The sequence below is a fragment of the Lentzea sp. NPDC058450 genome (genome assembly GCF_042721395.1).
Taxonomy (GTDB): Bacteria; Actinomycetota; Actinomycetes; order Mycobacteriales; family Pseudonocardiaceae; genus Lentzea.
In genome coordinates this window covers 26,314-44,989 of record NZ_JBHXLO010000031.1, presented here as the reverse complement: position 1 = coordinate 44,989, position 18,676 = coordinate 26,314, and the positions used below count along the sequence as shown (strand labels likewise).

Annotated in this window: 18 protein-coding genes; 8 read left to right on the top strand and 10 right to left on the bottom strand. The window is 69.3% G+C overall.

What is annotated here, in order from left to right; translation table 11 throughout:
* Positions 1 to 28 precede the first annotated feature (28 nt).
* Together ACFWNN_RS35615 and ACFWNN_RS35610 are read left to right on the top strand one after the other, a co-directional pair.
* A complete protein-coding gene (locus ACFWNN_RS35615) occupies positions 29 to 499 on the top strand; it encodes a hypothetical protein (RefSeq protein WP_382444347.1) in 471 nt (156 codons plus the stop codon).
* Between the two features lie 143 nt (positions 500 to 642).
* Positions 643 to 1,179 carry a hypothetical protein gene (locus tag ACFWNN_RS35610; RefSeq protein ID WP_382444346.1) on the top strand — a complete coding sequence of 179 codons (537 nt, stop codon included), beginning with the start codon at positions 643 to 645 and terminating at the stop codon, positions 1,177 to 1,179.
* 146 nt (positions 1,180 to 1,325) lie between these two features.
* Here the strand turns inward: ACFWNN_RS35610 and ACFWNN_RS35605 are convergent, their stop codons facing one another.
* From ACFWNN_RS35605 to ACFWNN_RS35580, 6 genes are all read right to left on the bottom strand, one after another.
* Entirely contained in the window at positions 1,326 to 1,682 is a 357-nt protein-coding gene (locus tag ACFWNN_RS35605) for a glyoxalase (protein ID WP_382444345.1), read from the bottom strand.
* Positions 1,683 to 1,769: 87 nt separating this feature from the next.
* The gene (locus ACFWNN_RS35600; protein WP_382444344.1) at positions 1,770 to 3,434 is read right to left on the bottom strand and encodes a fumarate hydratase; all 1,665 of its coding nucleotides are present in this window, start codon (positions 3,432 to 3,434) and stop codon (positions 1,770 to 1,772) included.
* A gap of 240 nt (positions 3,435 to 3,674) precedes the next feature.
* A complete protein-coding gene (locus ACFWNN_RS35595; RefSeq protein ID WP_285647443.1) occupies positions 3,675 to 4,664 on the bottom strand; it encodes a sigma-70 family RNA polymerase sigma factor in 990 nt (329 codons plus the stop codon).
* 250 nt (positions 4,665 to 4,914) lie between these two features.
* A complete protein-coding gene (dtd, locus tag ACFWNN_RS35590) occupies positions 4,915 to 5,340 on the bottom strand; it encodes a D-aminoacyl-tRNA deacylase (protein WP_382444343.1) in 426 nt (141 codons plus the stop codon).
* Positions 5,337 to 6,809 (bottom strand): methyltransferase, encoded by a 1,473-nt coding sequence (locus tag ACFWNN_RS35585; protein ID WP_382444342.1) that lies wholly within the window; start codon positions 6,807 to 6,809, stop codon positions 5,337 to 5,339. The genes dtd and ACFWNN_RS35585 overlap by 4 nt, the downstream gene beginning before the upstream one ends.
* A gap of 86 nt (positions 6,810 to 6,895) precedes the next feature.
* The gene (locus tag ACFWNN_RS35580; RefSeq protein WP_382444341.1) at positions 6,896 to 8,380 is read right to left on the bottom strand and encodes a PucR family transcriptional regulator; all 1,485 of its coding nucleotides are present in this window, start codon (positions 8,378 to 8,380) and stop codon (positions 6,896 to 6,898) included.
* Between the two features lie 76 nt (positions 8,381 to 8,456).
* Between ACFWNN_RS35580 and ACFWNN_RS35575 the strand changes: the two genes are divergently transcribed.
* Positions 8,457 to 8,771: a DUF3099 domain-containing protein gene (locus ACFWNN_RS35575; protein ID WP_382444340.1), complete on the top strand. Its 315-nt coding sequence runs from the start codon at positions 8,457 to 8,459 to the stop codon at positions 8,769 to 8,771.
* Between the two features lie 48 nt (positions 8,772 to 8,819).
* Here ACFWNN_RS35575 and ACFWNN_RS35570 read toward each other — a convergent pair whose 3' ends face one another.
* Positions 8,820 to 9,698, bottom strand: coding sequence for a carbohydrate kinase family protein (locus tag ACFWNN_RS35570; RefSeq protein WP_382444339.1), 879 nt, complete (start codon positions 9,696 to 9,698; stop codon positions 8,820 to 8,822).
* Positions 9,695 to 10,585 carry a pseudouridine-5'-phosphate glycosidase gene (locus tag ACFWNN_RS35565; RefSeq protein ID WP_382444338.1) on the bottom strand — a complete coding sequence of 297 codons (891 nt, stop codon included), beginning with the start codon at positions 10,583 to 10,585 and terminating at the stop codon, positions 9,695 to 9,697. Before ACFWNN_RS35565 ends, ACFWNN_RS35570 begins: the two co-directional genes overlap by 4 nt.
* Before the next feature lie 31 nt (positions 10,586 to 10,616).
* On the opposite strand from ACFWNN_RS35565, the gene ACFWNN_RS35560 reads away from it, so the two are divergent.
* Positions 10,617 to 10,868, top strand: coding sequence for a DUF3039 domain-containing protein (locus ACFWNN_RS35560; RefSeq protein WP_090006425.1), 252 nt, complete (start codon positions 10,617 to 10,619; stop codon positions 10,866 to 10,868).
* Positions 10,869 to 10,928: 60 nt separating this feature from the next.
* On the opposite strand, the gene ACFWNN_RS35555 is transcribed toward ACFWNN_RS35560, so the two are convergent.
* A complete protein-coding gene (locus tag ACFWNN_RS35555; RefSeq protein ID WP_382444337.1) occupies positions 10,929 to 12,026 on the bottom strand; it encodes a YihY/virulence factor BrkB family protein in 1,098 nt (365 codons plus the stop codon).
* Between the two features lie 168 nt (positions 12,027 to 12,194).
* Between ACFWNN_RS35555 and ACFWNN_RS35550 the strand changes: the two genes are divergently transcribed.
* On the top strand, positions 12,195 to 13,880 hold the full coding sequence (locus ACFWNN_RS35550) for a DEAD/DEAH box helicase (RefSeq protein WP_382444336.1): 1,686 nt from the start codon (positions 12,195 to 12,197) through the stop codon (positions 13,878 to 13,880).
* 322 nt (positions 13,881 to 14,202) lie between these two features.
* Here the strand turns inward: ACFWNN_RS35550 and ACFWNN_RS35545 are convergent, their stop codons facing one another.
* Positions 14,203 to 14,991 (bottom strand): class I SAM-dependent methyltransferase, encoded by a 789-nt coding sequence (locus ACFWNN_RS35545; RefSeq protein ID WP_382444335.1) that lies wholly within the window; start codon positions 14,989 to 14,991, stop codon positions 14,203 to 14,205.
* A gap of 247 nt (positions 14,992 to 15,238) precedes the next feature.
* Between ACFWNN_RS35545 and ACFWNN_RS35540 the strand changes: the two genes are divergently transcribed.
* From ACFWNN_RS35540 to ACFWNN_RS35530, 3 genes are all read left to right on the top strand, one after another.
* Positions 15,239 to 16,366 carry a sugar ABC transporter substrate-binding protein gene (locus tag ACFWNN_RS35540; RefSeq protein ID WP_382444334.1) on the top strand — a complete coding sequence of 376 codons (1,128 nt, stop codon included), beginning with the start codon at positions 15,239 to 15,241 and terminating at the stop codon, positions 16,364 to 16,366.
* Between the two features lie 78 nt (positions 16,367 to 16,444).
* Positions 16,445 to 17,218 carry an ATP-binding cassette domain-containing protein gene (locus ACFWNN_RS35535; RefSeq protein WP_285647425.1) on the top strand — a complete coding sequence of 258 codons (774 nt, stop codon included), beginning with the start codon at positions 16,445 to 16,447 and terminating at the stop codon, positions 17,216 to 17,218.
* A gap of 23 nt (positions 17,219 to 17,241) precedes the next feature.
* Entirely contained in the window at positions 17,242 to 18,672 is a 1,431-nt protein-coding gene (locus ACFWNN_RS35530) for a sugar ABC transporter permease (protein WP_382444333.1), read from the top strand.
* Positions 18,673 to 18,676: the final 4 nt, after the last annotated feature.

The window sequence follows — 18,676 nt, the reverse complement described above, 5'->3', positions numbered from 1 at the left end:
GTTGTGACGGTGGTTCCGTCCTCTCACCATGAGGCACATAGGAACCGTAGTTGGCACTGGCGTCCTGCTGCTCGTCATCTCGGCCTGTGGCAGTGCGCAGAACGCGGGCACTGGAGCGGGTGGCGGTCAGGAACTTCCTGTCGCCACCTCGTCCTCCGAGGTCCCGCCGAACATCGCACCCGGTGAAGTGCCGCCGGACGGCAAACCCGTGACCAAGCTCGACGCCAACGGTCTGCCCGCGGACTTTCCGCGCACCGTGTGGACAGCGGCTGACGGGAAAACGGTCGGTGTGGTGGCCCAGGAGGGCGGCTGCGGCAAGGCGAGCGCTTCGGTGCTGGAGCAGAACGCCACCACCGTCAAGATCGAGCTGCTCGAAACACTGCCGCTGACCAAGCAGATGTGCACGATGGACATCCGCTTCCCCCCGCTCACCGTGCAGCTGTCCGAGCCCCTGGCCGAGCGCACGGTCGTGCTGACGTCGCGGACGGAAGAGAAGTAGACCTCCCTCCCCGGTGCCCGGCCGGCACCTGCCCCGCCGGCCGGGTACCTCTAACTCCCGTTAGACCTTCTAACAACTTCTGACCGGACATTCCGCAGGACATTTACGGGGACTTCCTGTCCCGGTTTGCGAGGATGGGCGCCATGAGAAACGCCGTCGCTGCCGTTGCTCTCGCCGTCGTGCTCGTCGGCTGTTCGTCCGGCACGCAGTCGAGCGCGCCCGGCTCCAGTTCGTCGGGCACCTCACCCACGGGCACGAGTGCCCCCGGCTCGAGCGGCACCCCGGGAACGGGCTCGTCCGGCACGAACCCGACCGCACCCGTACAACCTCCGGTCTCGATCTCGGAGGAAAAGCCCGTCGTGCCCCCCAACGTCACGCCCGTGGCGAAGGAGAAGGTCGACACGACATCGTTGTCAGACACCTACCGCGACGAGGCCTACGTCTTCGGCGACGGCCGCGACGTGGAGGTCTTCGGCGTGGGCGGTGGCTGCAAGGAAGCCCGAGCCGAGATCACCGGCCAGTCCGCGGACGTAGTCCAGATCACCCTCGTCACCATCACCAAGCAACCCGCGGGCACCGTCTGCACCCAGGAGGTCCGCCAGGTCCCCCTGACCGTGCGCCTGGACGCCCCGCTGGGCGACCGCCGCCTGGTCCTCGAAGCCCGCGAGGAATCCGCCTGAGGCCGCCGAGTTGACCCGGCGGACCTCCGGCCCATCGGCGGCGCACCACACGCCCTCGCGTGCGCCGCCCTGCTCCCAGACCGAGTGACCGCCGCACTGGCCATCGCCCCCTTGCGCTGATCGTCCTGAGGCACCAAGATCAGGTTTCACGCGTCAGCCAGGAACTCGACGCGGTTGCCGACGCCGTCGAACGTGTGGAAGCGGAGCCGTCCAGGGATCTCCGCCGGGTCGGCCCAGACGACGGGATGGCCTGCCGCGGCCACCGCCTCGGCTACGCGCATCACGTCGACGACGAACGCCGGATGCGCCTTGAGAGCAGGGCGGAAGTCGGCTTCGACGCCTACGTGCACCTCGCCGCCGCCCGGCACGGCGAACCAGCAGCCGCCGCGGGCGGCGAGCAGGGGTGGCTTGGGCAGTTCGGGCCAGCCGAGCACGCCCGTGTAGAAGGCGCGTTGGTCGTCCTCGGCGCCTGCGGGGCAGGCGACCTGCACGTGGTGGATCACGACGAAACCCCCGATCGACGGTTAGCGGTACAACCGTACTGTTAGATCGGGGGTTTCGCGGGTGTTAGAGGGGCTAGCGCCTGAAAATCAACGACGGAAACTGATCTGGAGGGTCGGGGTGGAGGTCTCGGCGAAGAAGTCGTTGCCCTTGTCGTCGACGACGACGAAGGCCGGGAAGTCCTCGACCTCGATCTTCCAGACGGCTTCCATGCCGAGTTCGGGGTACTCGAGCACCTCGACCTTGCGGATGCAGTCCTGGGCCAGGCGGGCGGCGGGGCCGCCGATCGAGCCCAGGTAGAAGCCGCCGTGCGTGGCGCACGCGTTGGTGACCTGCTTGGAGCGGTTGCCCTTGGCGAGCATCACCATCGAGCCGCCCGCGGCCTGGAACTGTTCGACGTAGGAGTCCATGCGGCCCGCGGTCGTCGGTCCGAACGAGCCCGACGCGTAGCCCTCGGGCGTCTTGGCCGGTCCGGCGTAGTAGACCGGGTGGTCCTTCATGTACTGCGGCATGTCCTCGCCGGCGTCGAGGCGTTCCTTGATCTTGGCGTGCGCGATGTCGCGGGCCACGACCAGCGGGCCGGTGAGGGACACGCGGGTCTTCACCGGGAGCTTGGTGAGGATGTCGCGGATCTCCGACATCGGGCGCGTCAGGTCGATGTTGACGACCTCGTCGGACAGGTCCTCGCCCTCGATCTCGGGCAGGAACTGCGCGGGGTCGCGTTCCATCTGCTCCAGGAACACGCCCTCGGACGTGATGCGGGCCTTGGCCTGGCGGTCGGCCGAGCACGAGACCGCGATGCCGACCGGCAGCGACGCGCCGTGGCGGGGGAGACGGATGACGCGCACGTCGTGGCAGAAGTACTTGCCGCCGAACTGGGCGCCGATGCCGAAGTTGCGCGTGAGCTCCAGGACCTGCTCCTCGAGGTCCTTGTCGCGGAACGCGTGGCCCGCGGGGGAGCCCTCGGTCGGCAGGTCGTCCAGGTAGCGGGCTGAGGCGAGCTTCGCGACCTTGAGGTTCTGCTCGGCGGACAGGCCGCCGACGACGACCGCCAGGTGGTACGGCGGGCAGGCCGCGGTGCCGAGCGAGCGCAGCTTCTCGTCCAGGAACGACGCGAGGCGCTTCGGGTTCAGCACCGCCTTCGTCTCCTGGTAGAGGAACGTCTTGTTGGCGCTGCCCCCGCCCTTGGCCATGAACAGGAACTCGTAGACGGGCTCCTGGCCGGGCTTGTGGAACACCTCGATCTGCGCGGGCAGGTTCGTTCCGGTGTTCTTCTCGTCCCAGAACGTCACGGGAGCCATCTGCGAGTAGCGCAGGTTGAGCTCCTGGTACGCCTCGAAGACGCCACGGGCGAGCGCCTTCTCGTCGTCACCGCCGGTCAGGACGGTCTCGGAGCGCTTGCCCATGATGATCGCGGTACCGGTGTCCTGGCACATCGGCAGCACGCCGCCGGACGCGATGGCGGCGTTGCGCAGCAGGTCCATGGCGACGAACCGGTCGTTGCCGGACGCCTCCGGGTCGTCGATGATCTTGCGCAGCTGGGCGAGGTGGGACGGGCGCAGCAGGTGCTGGATGTCCCGGATCGCTTCCTTCGCGAGCAGCGTCAGCGTCTCGGGCGCGATCTCCAGGAACTTGCGGTCACCGGCCTCGATCAGCTTCACCCCGTCCGACGTGACGAGGCGGTACTCGGTCTCGGTGTCCTTCGCGAGCGGAAGGACGTCGGTGTACTCGAAAGTGGTGGGCACGGCGTACACAACTCCAACGGTGTGCAGTTCGGATCAGAAAACCGTACCGCCACCAAAGCGGCGTATCGGCTCGCGTCCACCGTGTTCTTCGCCTCGGCCGCCCCGAAACGCGGAAGGCCGGGGCGGCCCCCGGCCGTCCCGACCTTCCTTCGCGTGCTTCACCCGACTCACGACGGGCGTCGCGTGGCTCTGGTAACGCCCGACCGTGCCGTGAGTTGAGTCACAAGTCAATACTGCCGGACGGGTGAGTTACGAGGCGTAGGCCCGCAGCTTCGCCGCCCGCTCGCCCTGCCGAAGCTTCGACATGACTTCACGCTCGATCTGACGCACCCGTTCGCGAGACAGGCCGAACCGCTTGCCGATCTGGTCCAGCGTGCGCGGCTGGCCGTCCTCCAGGCCGTAGCGCAGCCGGATCACGGCCTGCTCGCGCGGCTCCAGCGTCGCGAGCACGCGGCGCAGGTCGTCCTGCAGCAGCCCGGAGATGACGGCGCTCTCGGCGTCGGTGGCGTCCGAGTCCTCGATGAAGTCACCGAGGGGCGCGTCCTCCTCCGTGCCGACCGGCATGTCGAGCGATACCGGGTCACGGGCGTGGTCGAGCAGGTCCGCGACCTTGTCGACGTTCAGGCCCGCTTCCTTCGCCAGCTCCTCGTTCGTCGCCTCGCGGCCGAGCGTCTGGTGCAGGTCGCGCTTGATCCGCGCGAGCTTGTTCACCTGCTCGACGAGGTGGACGGGGAGGCGGATGGTGCGGCCCTGGTCGGCCATGCCGCGGGTGATCGCCTGGCGGATCCACCACGTCGCGTACGTCGAGAACTTGAAGCCCTTGGTGTAGTCGAACTTCTCGACCGCCCTGATCAGGCCCAGGTTGCCTTCCTGGATCAGGTCCAGCAGAGGCATGCCGCGGCCCGTGTAGCGCTTGGCCAGCGACACGACGAGGCGCAGGTTGGCCTTGAGCAGGTGGTCCTTGGCGCGGCGGCCGTCGCGGACGAGCTCCCCCAGCTCTTCGCGACGGGTGGGGGTGAGGCGCTTGGCCGTCTCCATGACGTGCTGCGCGAACACACCGGCCTCGATGCGCTTGGCGAGCTCCACCTCCTCCTCGGCGGTGAGGAGCGCGGTCTTGCCGATTCCGTTCAGGTAGACTCGAACGAGGTCGGCTGCTGGTCCCTGCGCGTCGAGTTCGTGCTCGACGACGGTGGGCGTGTTCTCTCCGACTTCACGGTCGGAGATCCTCGTGACGGTCATGGATCTCCCTCCCCCTGGTGCGGGCGACGCTGCTGTCGGTGAGGACAGTCGCGCGTGGCGGTCAAGGCGGCGCGGCGCTGCGCCCTGGTTGCCGGTTGCGGCGGGCCCGCTCGGGATCCCATCGCTAGCTGGCTGATACCTGGGTAACGAACGCGATTCCGAATTCGTTCCCGACTTCCATGACCTGAAGACGTCACCGCTGTCACAGCGGTTGCGCGACTAATCTGAGAACTGCCTGAGAACCCTTTACTCAGAGCTCTACGATCACCGTGAACGGACCGTCGTTCACGCTCCGTACCTTCATCTCGGCTCTGAATCGTCCCGTTTCGACGCGGGCGCCCTTTTGGCGTAGTTCCTGCACGACGGCGTTCACCAACGGTTCCGCGTGCTCGGGCCGGGCGGCCGCCGTCCAGGACGGACGGCGACCCTTCCGAGTGTCCCCGTAGAGGGTGAACTGGCTGACGACCAGCAGCGGAGCACCGGTCGACTCGCACGACTGCTCGTCGTCGAGGATGCGCAACCCGTGCAGCTTCTGCGCCATTTTGACCGCGTGCTCGGGTGTGTCGTCGTGATGGACGCCGAGCAGCACCAGCAATCCGGGCTCGTCGATCGCGCCGACGATCTTCCCTTCGACTTCGACACTCGCTTCTGTGACGCGCGCCACAACCGCTTTCACGCGGGAATCAACATTCCGTGCCGGATGAGATCACGAACGATCGGCAAGGCCGCTTCCGCGTCGATTTCTCCGTAAGCGAACTCCAGGAGAGCGAGCAGGTCCTCCAGCGGCAGCGCGCCGTTGCAGCCCGCGACGAGCTTGGCCGTCGCCTCGTCGACCTCGTGCTGCCAACCGGGCCCGTCGGTGCGGTGCAGCCGCGCGACGACCTTGCGCCAGCCCTCGTCGCCCGCCTCGGACACCTCTTCGAGCAGCACGGTGTCGGCGACCCGGAACCGCTGACCGAGCAGGTCGGGGTTCGCGCGGAGCCACGCGACGTTGTCGAGCCAGCGCGCGGCCTCGGGACCCAGCGGGTCGTCGTAGGCGTGACGCAGGTCCTCGCAGATGACCTGGGAGTGCATCTCGTCGGTGCGGCGCAGCGTCACGTAGCCGAAGCCGACGCCCTGGACGTCGTTCTCCTCGAACCAGTCGAGCCACGCGGAGGCCTTCTGCCTGCCCTCGGGGCTGCGCGGGTCCACGCCCGCGTCCTTGAGCCACGTGCCGACGTACAGCGCCGGCTCGGCGATGTCGCGCTGCACGAACCACGCGTCGATGCCGCCGCGGGGGAGCCAGCCGGAGACGCGCTCCTCCCAGTCCTCGCCCTTGCGGTGCACCCAGGACGCGAGCAGCTGGCCGACGCCGCCCTCGTTGAGGAACGCGGGCAGCTGGCGGATGACCAGCGCCGACGCGTCGTCGCCGCCGAGGCCGGAGTCGCGGTAGACGAAGTCGACGCGGGGCGGGCCGACGACGAACGGCGGGTTGCAGACGACCTGGTCGAACCGGCGGTTGCGGACCGGGCCGAACCACTCGCCCTGCAGCGTCTCGACGTCGAGCTCGTTCATCCGGAACGTGCCCTGGGCGAGCCTCAGCGCGCGTTCGGACAGGTCGGTGGCGGTGATCTTCTGGGCGTAGGTGCTGGCGTGCAGGGCCTGGACGCCGCAGCCGGTGCCGAGGTCGAGCAACGTGCCGACGGGCGTGCGCTTGGTGGCGCGGGCGAGGCTGATGGACGCGTGGCCGACGCCGAGCACGTGGTCCTCGGGGACGGCGCCGCCGCGCACGTCGGAGTCGAGGTCGGCGATGACCCACCAGTTGTCCTCGTACGGCCTGACGTCCAGTCCGGCCTTCAGATCTTTGGAGAGGACCTCGTTCCGGACGGCGTCGTCGATGTCGACACCGGCCAGCGCCGCGCGGACGTCCTTCTCCGGCTCCTCGTCGCCGAGCAGGAACAGGCGGATCAGCGTGCCGAGCGACCCGGCGTCCTTGCTCGCGCGGCGGGCGGGCTCCGGTTCGCCGCGGCCGAGCGCGGCGTGGGCCTGCGGGCCGAGCGCGTCGACGACGCCGTCCGCGGTGTAGCCGGCGTTCAGGAAGGCCTCGCGCAGACGGGCGCACAGGTCAGCAGAAAGATCGGGGTGCACGGGAGGAGATGTTTTCACGCCCCCGGATCCGGCGTGGACCCAGCGCGGACCCAGGGTGACCCCGGCGCGGCCTCGTGGCGTCGCCGGCGTGAGCTCAGGGCGGCTCAGCGCGTGATCTGGAGGGCGATGGCCATCGCGAGCCGCTGGTCGGGGTCGTCGAGGGGGAGCGGCGTCACCTCGGCCATCTTCTGCATGCGGTAGCGCAACGTGTTGGGGTGCACGTTGAGCTCTCTCGCCGCCGCCCGCACGTCGCCCTGGTTCGCGAGCCAGGCCCGCAACGTCGCCGCGTACTGCGTCCCGTTCTCCGCGTCGAACCGCAATATATTGGATATCGGCCCACGGGTCGGAAGCCTGCCAGCCTCGGCGACGGCGGCGAGCCGGTGCAGCAGCACTCGCGCCCACGCGTCGTCGTACACAACCGGTGCACCGCTGGAAAGCGCGAGGCATTCATCGGCTTCCTGCCGCGACGTCGGCAGCTGCGCCGCCTCGGCCGGACCCCCGATGCCCGCGAGCACCGTCGCTTCCGCTGGAAGCTCTCGCACCAGTGAACGCACCCATGCGACGGCGTCGTCGGCCGCGGGGATGACGGTGTAGAGGACGTTGCCGAACAACGCGCTGCGCCCCGGCCGCGACCAGCCGAACCCGGCCGTCGCCCGCTGGAACGCGAGCACCGCCGCCCCGTGCTCGCCCTCGCCGGCGTGCGCCTGCACGGCGATCACCCGCAGATCGGCCGAAGGCAACCCGAGCCGTGCGACGTCTGCGGACTCGGGCTGGTCGAGCAGCCTGATGACGAGATCGGCCTCGGCCTGCCGTTCGAGGTCCGTCGAAGCCCGCGACCGCAACAGGTGCAACGCCGCCGTGCGCGCGCCGTCGACCAACGCCGCACTGCGCGCCGCGTCCACCGGCCCGGTCACCTCGACCCACACCGACCCGAGCAACTCCCGCCCGGCCCGCACCGCGGCGACGAGCCTGTTGCCCAACTGGTCGGTCAGCTTGGGCACGAAGATCGGCTCGTCCGACGACGCCAGGTGCGTGAAAACGCCGAACTCGTCCAGCGCCTTCCGCGCCTCCTCGGGAACCCGCCGCCCGAGGATCGTCTGCACCCGGACGGGGTCGACGTCCTCCTGCCGGTACGAGTAGGCGAGCACCCGCGACTGCTGGTCCTCGATCGTCACCGGCCCGCCCACGACACCCGCGATCACGTCCGCGAGCCCGAACAGGTCCCCGGTCCGCGTCCCGCCGTTGACCAGCGTCTGCGTGACGTTCGCCAACTGACTCCACGGCACAGACGGATCCACGAGCAACACGGCGGCCCCGGACTTCTTCGCCGCCGCGACCACCCGCTCGTCCAGCGGCGGCTTGCCGTGCAACACCACCGCGGACGCCGCCGTCGACGACACCAACCGCACCGCCGCCGCGACCGAAGGCGTGCCGAGCCCGAGCAACACGTCCCCCGCGGCGGCCGGCGTGTTTTCCGCCGGATCGTGCAGGGCAACCCCACGGAGTTCGGCGTCGCGACCCTTCGGCGCGCAGGCCAGATGCGTGCCCAGACTGCCGAGCACGTCCACGAGGCGATCAAGGGCGACCACCCGCGGATGTTAACCGCCGACCGGCTGTCCCGGCCGTCACTCGGACGTGGGACGATGAGGGAGTGGAGGTGGTGTCGTGAGCAGTCCCGACCGGAACGACACCCCGGTGTTGATCACCGAGGCGGCCCCGTCCTACGAAGAGCAGCACGCCGCCCGGCGCCGGAAGTACGCGATCATGATGAGTCTGCGCTTCCCGTGCCTCATCCTCGCGGCTCTGTTCGCGCACACCTGGTGGCTCGCCCTCTTCTTCATCGTGCTGTCCGTCCCGCTGCCGTGGATGGCCGTGCTGATCGCGAACGACCGGCCGCCGCGCAAGACCGAGAAGGTCAACCGCCACGAGGTGGAGCGCCGCGCCATCGCCCCGAAGAGCACCACCGTCATCGACGGCTGACCACCGATATATCAGTGGGAAACTGATATATCGGTTGGAACGACGAGGTCAGCGGGGTGGCTGAGCGCCGACGACGCCGACGGCGCGTGACCCCGCGCGAACGCCCCCGAGCAGCGCGTCCCGCTTCGACGCGCCCGACAGCCATGCCGCGAGGAAGCCCGCGTCGAACGCGTCGCCGGCACCCGTCGAGTCGACGCACTCAGTGACTTCAGCGGGGACCGAGACGAGCTCGTCGGCGTCGACCCACGTCGCGCCGTCCGGTCCGGAGGTCACGACGACCGCACCGACGTGGGAGAGCAGGGCCTTCGCTGAGGCGGGCTCCGACGATCCGGTCAGGGCGAGGAGTTCGTCGGCGTTGGGGAGGAGGAAGTCGACGTCGCGCACGTCCTCCAGGAACGCCTCGGCCGAGTGGATCAGGACGGCGGCCTGCGGGTCCACCGACGTGGTCCACCCCGCCGCGCGCGCCGCCGCCAGCACGGCCAGGCCCGCCGGGCGCGAGGTCGCGTCCAGCAGGACGTAGCCGGACAGGTGCAGGTGACCGTTCGAGCCGGCGAGCAGGCCCGGGTCCAGGTCGGCGGGGGAGAAGCGGGCGTTCGCGCCCCGGTCGGGGAGCATCGAGCGCTGGCCGTTCTCGTCGACCAGGACGACCACGCAGCAGGTGGCCAGGTCGGGGTCCACGGCGAAGGCGCACTGGACGCCCGCCGTGGTGAGCTCGGCGTGGACCTGGCGGCCCGCCGAGTCGGCGCCCACGCGGGCCACCAGGATCGGGGAGGCGCCGCAGGCGGCCAGCCAGACGGCCGTGTTGGCGCCGGCGCCGCCCGGTTCGATGGTGACCTTGGCCCGTACGTCGCCGCCGTGGGCGATGGGGCCGGTGTGGCGGGCCACCACGTCCAGGCCCGCGTCGCCGACCACCACTACCGGCCTCACTTGGCGAGCTCGACTGCTACTGCGGCGGCCACGGAGACGTTGCTGACGACCAGTTCCTCGTTGGCGTCGAGGCTGACGCCTTCGGACGCGGTGTGGAAGTGCTCCAGCAGGACGGGGGTGACGTCCTTGCCGCGCACGTCCTGGTCCACGAGCTTCTGCAGACCCTCGGCGAGGAGGCGGTCGTGCAGGTCCGCGTCCATCTCGTAGGCGGCCGGGATGGGGTTGACCAGCAGCATGCCCCGGGCGCCCGCGGCGAAGACGGCGGCGGCCTCGGCGGCGGACTCGACGCGCCACGGCACGTCGAACTCCGACTCGCGGCGGTAGAAGGCCGGGAAGCGGGAGGTGCGGTAGCCGACGACGGGGACCGAACGGGTCTCCAGGACCTCCAGGGTCGCGCCCATGTCCAGGATCGACTTCACGCCCGAGCAGACGGTGAGGACGGGGGTCGTCGCCATCACGTCCAGGTCGGCGGAGACGTCCCACGTGTCGCGCGCGCCCCGGTGCACGCCGCCGAGGCCGCCGGTGCCGAAGACGCGGATTCCGGCCTGGTGGGCGAGGGCGGCGGTCGAGGCCACGGTCGTCGCGCCGCTGCGGCCCAGGGCGTAGGCGGGGCCGAGGTCGCGCAGCGAGAGCTTCAGCAGGTCGCCCGCGTTGCAGACCCGGTCGAGCTCGGCGGAGGTGAGGCCGATGTGCGGCACGCCGTCGAGCACGGCGATCGTCGCGGGGACGGCGCCCGCCTCGCGGACGACCTTCTCCAGGCGTGCGGCGACCACGAGATTGCGCGGCGCGGGCAGGCCGTGGGACAGGATGGTGCTCTCGAGAGCGACGACGGGACGGTTCTCGTCCAGGGCGGCGGCAACTTCATCGGCGATGTGCAGCGTGGTCACGAGGGGACATCATCCCAGGTACCCTGGGCGCGTGAGCACCCAGACTCTCCCCGAGGTCGACGTACGGCCGGACGAGACCGACCAGTCTTCGGACGACACCCCGAAGATGTTCCACTACGTGCGCAAGGCGAAGATCGCCGAAAGCGCCGTGATGGGTACGCACGTGGTCGCGCTGTGCGGCGAGGTCTTCCCGGTCACGCGGTCGCCGAAGCCCGGTTCGCCGGTGTGCCCGGACTGCAAGAAGATCTACGAGAACCTGCCTCCCGGCGGAGACGGCGACTAGGCCTGAGAACGTGACGCGCCCGGCGCCTCGGACACCCCGAGGCGCCGGGCGTTGCTGTTCTCACACCGGTTTGCCCTGCTGCTTCTCCCCCTCGGGCGAAGGCTTCTGGATCGGCAACGGCGAGGTCAGCTGCGTGTCGGCGGGCGACGGCGCCGAATAGCCGTTGTTGGCCTCGGGCGCGGGCTGGGGACGCGCGCTCTCCTCGCGGATGCGGGACGCCGCGCGCTCCATCTCCAGCCTGCGCCACCGGCGGCGCTGGCGGCGGGTCATGCGGGCGGGCCACATGTCCTGGATGGCGCTGTTGAAGTACGCGCCGATCGTGATCGCCAGGCCGATGAAGAACACGAACAGCAGGAACGCGATCGGCGTCGCCAGCGCGCCGTAGGTGTAGCCGGTGGTGGTGATCCACTGGATGTAGAGGCGCAGGCCGATCGACGACAGGATGAACACCGCCATCGCGAGGATCGCGCCCGGCAGCACGCGGTGGTACGGCAGTCGTCGCGGCAGCGCCACCTTGTAGAGCAGCGACAGCGACAGCACGAGCAGCAGCGCCACGCCGGGGTAGTAGAACCGGCCGACCCAGGTCGAGATGTACGGCTGCCAGGACACCGGGAAGAACTCCGGCAGCACGTCCGGCCCGAGCGCCAGCACCGGCAGGCCGATCACCAACGCCACCAGCGACACCATGTAGAGCAGCAACGCGAAGATGCGCTGCCACAGCTCGTTGCGCACGCCGTACTGCCCGTGCGCCACGGTGATCGCGTCGACGAACGACGACATGGCCGACGACCCCGCCCACAGCGAGATCAGGAAGCCGATGGAGACGATCTCGCCCTTGCCGGTCGAGAGGATCTCCGCGACGGTGGGCTGGATCACGCCGTTCACGACGTCCGAGCTGAAGATCGTCCGGGTGAACCCGATGATCCTCTCCTGCACGGCCTTGACGACCTCGTCGCCGAACCACGTGCCGAGCCAGCCCATAGAGCCCAGCACGCCGAGCAGCAGTGGCGGGAACGACAGCGTCTGCCAGAACGCGGCCTCGGCGGCTTCTGAGAAGATGTTGCCCTGCCACGCCTTCGACAGCGTGCGCGCGAGTAGACGCAGCGGCCCCTTTCGGCCGGACCTGCGTGGTGCGTCGTTGTCGGAAGGCGAACCCATCGCAGTGACAAGCATGGTGCATGGGGCCACGTTTCGCGGCATCGACGCTCGGAACAGGTAGAGTCGCAGTGCCCTCGGCCACGGTCCGCCTGAGGGTATCGCTATGTCTGACCTGCGCAAATGAGGAGAAACACGTCTGTGACAGCGCCAGCAGCAACGCCGGCAGCAATGCGACCGCTGCGAGCCTGGCAGCGTCGCGCGCTGACCAAGTACCTCGCCGCCAAGCCGCAGGACTTCCTCGCCGTCGCGACGCCCGGCGCGGGCAAGACGACCTTCGGGCTGCGGGTCGCGGCCGAACTCCTCGCCGACCGGACGATCGAGGCCGTCACGATCGTCACGCCCACCGAGCACCTCAAGCACCAGTGGGCGAAGGCCGCGGCCGAGCAGGGCATCCACATCGACTCGAACTTCCGCAACACCAACGCGATGACCTCCCGCGACTACCACGGTGTGGCCGTCACGTACGCGCAGGTGGCCGCCCATCCGACGTTGCACCGCGTGCGCACCGAGAACCGCAAGACGCTCGTGCTGCTCGACGAGGTGCACCACGGCGGTGACGCCAAGTCGTGGGGTGACGCGATCCGCGAGGCCTTCACGCCCGCCGTGCGCCGCCTCTGCCTCACCGGCACGCCGTTCCGGTCCGACGACTCGCCGATCCCGTTCGTGCAGTACGAGGAGAGCAACGGCGGCTTCAAGACCTCCAAGGCCGACCACACCTACGGCTACTCCGACGCGCTGCGCGACGGCGTGGTCCGGCCCGTGCTGTTCCTCGCGTACTCGGGCGAGGCGTCGTGGCGGACCAGCGCGGGCGAGGAGTACACCGCACGACTGGGCGAACCTCTCACCCAGGAGCAGACCACCCGTGCCTGGCGCACCGCCCTGGACCCGGCCGGCGACTGGATGGCGTCCGTCCTGCGCGCCGCCGACCAGCGGCTCACGCAGAAGCGCGAGAACGGCCTGCCCGACGCCGGCGGTCTCGTGATCGCCACCGACCAGACCGTCGCGAAGGCCTACGCGCAGGTGCTGGAGCGCGTCACCGGCCAGATCCCGACTTTGGTCCTCTCCGACGACCCCAAGGCGTCCGGCAGGATCGCCGAGTTCGCCGCGACGACCGAACGCTGGATGATCGCCGTCCGCATGGTGTCCGAGGGCGTCGACGTGCCGCGGCTCGCCGTCGGCGTGTACGCGACGTCGTCGTCGACCCCGCTGTTCTTCGCGCAGGCCATCGGCCGCTTCGTGCGCAACCGGAAGCCCGGCGAGACCGCGACGGTGTTCCTGCCTTCGGTGCCGGTGCTGCTCCAGCTCGCGTCGGAGCTGGAAGCCGAACGCGACCACGTCCTCGGCAAGCCGCACCGCGAGAAGGACGGCTGGGACGACGAGCTCATGGCCGCGGCCAACCAGGCCAAGGACGAGCCGGGCGAGGACGAACGCGCCTTCACGGCCCTGGGCACCACCGCCGAGCTCGACCAGGTGATCTTCGACGGCTCGTCGTTCGGCGCGCCGACCCAGGCGGGCTCGGAGGAGGAACAGGAGTACCTCGGCCTGCCCGGGCTGCTCGAACCCGACCAGGTGCGCACCCTGCTGTTGCAACGGCAGGAAGAACAGATGGCGCTGGCCGCCAAACGCCCCAAACCCGAGGTCGCCGTCCGCGAGGCACGGCCCGTGGGCGTCCAGGAACGCCTCACGTCGTTGCGCAAGGAGCTCAACACCCTCGTCGCGATGCACCACCACCGCACGAAGAAGCCGCACGGCAAGATCCACAACCAGCTGCGCGAGTACTGCGGCGGCCCGCCGACCGCGATGGCCACCATCGAGCAGCTCGAGGAACGGATCTCGACCCTTCGCTCCTGGTAGACCCTCTGACCACAGGCGGACCCCATCACCGCGGTCAGGCCCTCTCACCGCGGTGAAGCCTCTAACTGTGGTCGGAGCCTCTAGCTGTGGTCGGAGCCTCTAGCTGTGGGCAGACCTTCTGGCAGTGCGGAGAGCTTCTAGCCGTGCGCAGACCCTCCAGCAGTACGGAGACCCTCTAGCGACGCGGAGAACTTCTCGCCGCAGGCGGACCCTCTAACTGCGCGGAGACCCTCTAACTGCGCGGAGACCCTCTGATCGCGGACAGACCCTCTAGCCGTGGTCAGAGGTGCTAACCGATGTCCCGTACGCGATATCCGATATATCAGTTGCGGGTGACGGCGACGGCCAGCGTCGAGTAGCGCGTGGTGAACGAGCCGCCGAGCGCGTCGATCGCGACGCCGACGTCGTCGAGCAGCTCGGTGATCTGCTCGGGGCTGATCATCGCCATCGGGCTCATCGTGAGCATGAGGTCGGTGTACTCGGCGGTCGTGTAGGTCCGTTCCCAGTGCGCCTCCCACTGTTCGACATGGCCGAACGCCCCGGTGGCGACGAGCGCGTCGGCCGTGCGGACACAACCGGCCAGGTACGAGTCGTACGCCTCGTTGTAGGAGTGGCCGATGCGGTGCTGCATCTGTGGCGCGACCTTGTCGTACGCCGCGACGAACGCGTCAGCGATCGCCTCCGGCGTCCCGAACACGTGCCAGAGGCCGACGAACACCCCGCCCGGCCGCAGCACACGCGCGGCCTGCACCGGGCCGGCCGCGGCGTCGACCCAGTGCCACGACTGCCCGGCGACGACGGCGTCGAACGAGCGTCCGGCCGGGTCCCACGCCTCGAACTTCGCCACCTCGACCTCCACACCGCTCGCGCGGGCGAAGGCGGCCATCCGCTCGTCGTGCTCGACGCCGAGCACGTCCAGCCCGGCCGCCCGCAGCTGCCGCGACAGCACCCCGGTCCCGCACCCGACCTCGGCCACGCGCGGACCGGGTGAGGCGGCGACGAGTTTGTCGATCAACGACGCCGGGTAGGCGGGGCGGGTGCGGTCGTAGCGGGCCGCTTCGGCACCGAAGGAGTTCGCCAGCCTTTCGGCGGCTTCCTTGTCGATGGTCATGCACCCAACCTAGGGGTGTCCGGGAGATGACCGGGGAGAGTCCGCCGAGGGTGGCGACCGATATGTCGCCGTTGTAATCCGTAGCGCGGTGGTAACGCTCTCACGACTCTCGGTGACCAAATTTCGCCAGGGTTACCGCATCGTTGCGACTTAATCGATCCAGTGTGGTTCCGGTCACGCATATGTCGGGCATACGTTGTGCGCCACAACATTCTCTGTGACACAGCGCAGTGAAAGGGACTGGCGGATGCGCAGCAAGACTCTCGCTTCCATCGCCGTTACCGCGGGCCTCGCCCTGGCGGTCTCGGCATGCGGCGCCAACTCGTCCTCCGGCACCGGAGGAAGCTCTGAAACGAATTCTGCTGGCAGCGGCACGGGCGCGAAGGTCGGCGTGATCCTGCCCGAGACCAAGACCTCCGCCCGCTGGGAGGGCTTCGACAAGCCCCTCCTCGAGGCGGCGCTGAAGGCCGAGGGTCTCGACCCCGACATCCAGAACGCCCAGGGCGACGTCCAGAAGTTCAGCACCCTCGCCGACGGCATGATCAACAACGGCGTCAAGGTCCTGATCATCGCGACGCCCAACGCCGAGGTCGGCGCGTCCGTCGCCAAGAAGGCTCAGGCCCAGGGCATCCAGGTCATCGACTACGACCGCCTGAACACCGGTGGTTCCTCGTCCTACTACGTGTCGTTCGACAACGTGAAGGTCGGCGAGCTGCAGGGCCAGGGCATGGCCGACGCGCTCAAGGACGCCCCGCAGGGCGCGAACGTCATCGAGATCGAGGGCGCGCCGACGGACAACAACGCGACCCTCTTCGCGGACGGCCAGAAGAAGATCCTCAAGCCGCTGTACGACTCGGGCAAGCTCAAGCTCGTCCAGTCGCAGCCGATCGACGACTGGGACAACCAGAAGGGTGGTCAGGTCTTCGAGCAGATCCTGACCGGCAACGGCGGCAAGGTCGACGGCGTCGTCGCCGCGAACGACGGCCTCGCGGGCGCGGTCATCACCGTGCTCAAGAAGGTCGGCCTCAACGGCAAGGTGCCGGTCACGGGTCAGGACGCGACCCCGGACGGCCTGCAGGCCGTGCTGCTCAAGGACCAGTACATGACGGTCTTCAAGCCGATCAAGGAAGAGGCTGAGGCCACCGCCAAGCTGGCCGGCTTCCTCGCCAAGGGCGACACCGCGGGCGCCGACAAGCTGGCCTCGGGCGTCACCAAGGACACCAAGGCCAACCGCGACGTCAAGTCCGTGCTGCTCACCTCGCAGCTGATCACGCGCGACAAGGTCAAGGTCGTCGTGGACGCCGGCTTCGTGAAGGCGTCGGAGATCTGCGTGGCCGCCACCCAGGCCGCCTGCACCGAGCTCGGCATCAAGTAGGACCACTCGCGACGAGGGCGGGGTGCGCGCACTGTGCACCCCGCCTCTCGCCGCGTGGTAACCACGGAGGAAATCCCAGTGAGCGAGCCGATTCTCGAGCTGCGCGGCATCAACAAGAGCTTCGGTCCCGTGCACGTCCTGCACGACATCGACCTCGACGTGAACCCCGGTGAGGTCACAGCCCTCGTCGGCGACAACGGCGCGGGCAAGTCGACGCTGGTCAAGTGCATCGCGGGCATCCACCCGACCGACTCGGGCGAGGTCCTGTTCGCCGGCGAGCCGGTGCACATCAAGGGCCCGCGCGACGCCGCGGATCTCGGGATCGAGGTCGTCTACCAGGACCTCGCGCTGGCCGACAACCTCGACATCGTCCAGAACATGTTCCTCGGCCGCGAGCGCACCAAGGGTGGCCTGCTCGACGAGTCGGACATGGAGCAGGCGGCGCGCAAGACGCTCGCCTCCCTGTCGGTGCGCACGGTCAAGTCGGTGCGCACGCAGGTGTCGTCGCTGTCCGGCGGTCAGCGCCAGACCGTGGCGATCGCGAAGGCCGTGCTGTGGAACAGCAAGGTCGTGCTGCTCGACGAGCCCACCGCCGCCCTCGGCGTCGCGCAGACGCGCCAGGTCCTCGACCTGGTCCGCCGGCTCGCGGAGCAGGGCCTGGGCGTCGTCCTGATCAGCCACAACATGAACGACGTCTTCGAGGTCGCCGACAAGATCGCGTGCCTCTACCTCGGCCGCATGGCCGCCGTCGTGTCGACCAAGGACGTCACGCACGGTCAGGTCGTCGAGCTGATCACCGCCGGTCGTTCCGGTGACCTGGGCATCGCCCGCCCCGAGGCGGCGACGATCTGATGAGTACCGAAGAGGCGAGCAGCATGACCGACACCACCGAAACGCACGAGGCGGAGTCAGCCCAGCAGGGCGCCATCTCCGACTTCGGCATCGACACGACCTCCCGTTCCGCCGGTGAGGCCATCAGGGACTACTGGTCCAGCGTCCGCGGCGGCGAGCTCGGCTCACTGCCCGCTCTGCTCGGCCTGATCGTCCTGCTCATCGTGTTCAGTTCGCTGTCCGAGTCGTTCTTCACCCTCGGCAACCTCGCCAACCTGCTCCAGCAGGGCGCCAGCATCACCATCATCGCGATGGGCCTGGTGTTCGTGCTGCTGCTCGGCGAGATCGACCTGTCCGCCGGTACCGCGTCCGGCGTGACGGCCTCCGTGATGGCGCTCGACCTGATCAACGGCGGCAACCTGCTCGGCGGCATGGGCGACGGCGTCTTCTACGTCTTCTGCGGCTGGCTGGTTCTCGCCGTCGGCCTCTCGCTCCTGATGAAGCTGTGGACCGGTGCCGTGCTGTCCGGTATCGCGCTGGTCATCGCGCTGCTCGGCGTCCCCGCGAACGCGTGGATCGGCATGCTGCTGGCGATCTGCGTCGGCGCGTCCATCGGCTGCATCACCGGCTACCTGGTCGCGAAGGTCGGCATCCCGTCCTTCGTCGTGACCCTGGCGCTGTTCCTCGTGTGGAGCGGTGTGGTGCTGCAGTTCATCGGTCAGGGCGGCACGCTCGGCCTGCGCGACGACACGATCTTCCAGGTCGCCAACGGCAACATCGGCACCGCCGGGTCGTGGATCCTGTGCCTGCTGGCGGTCGGCGGCTACGCGGCTGTCGTGCTCAACCGGCACTTCACCCGGCTGCGCAAGGGCCTCGTCGCCTCGCCGACGGCGCTGGTGCTGGCCAAGATCGGTGGCCTCGCCCTGCTCGCCGCCGTCGCGACGTTCGCGCTGACGCAGAACCGGTCGCCAACGAGCCTCGTGGTGATCTCCGGTGTGCCGTACGTCGTGCCGCTCGTGCTCGTCCTGCTGGTCATCGGCACGTTCGTGCTCGACCGCACCAGCTACGGCCGGCACCTCTACGCGGTCGGCGGCAACAAGGAGGCCGCGCGCCGCGCCGGCATCAACGTGGAGAAGATCCGCATGAGCGTCTTCGTGATCGCCTCCTCGGCGGCCGCGATCGGCGCCATCGTCTACTCCTCCAAGGTCGGCTCCGTCGACCCGAACGCCGGTGGCGGCAACACCCTGCTGATGTCGGTCGGTGCGGCCGTCATCGGTGGTACGTCGCTGTTCGGCGGCAAGGGCCGGCTGCGTGACGCCGTCATCGGTGGTGCGGTGCTGGCGGTCATCGCGAACGGCATGGGCCTGCTCAAGCAGCCCTCCGCCGTCGTGTTCATGGTGACCGGTCTCGTGCTGCTGCTCGCCGCGAGCGTCGACGCCCTGTCCCGCCGCCGGGCGGCGACCGCGGCTCGCTGACCCG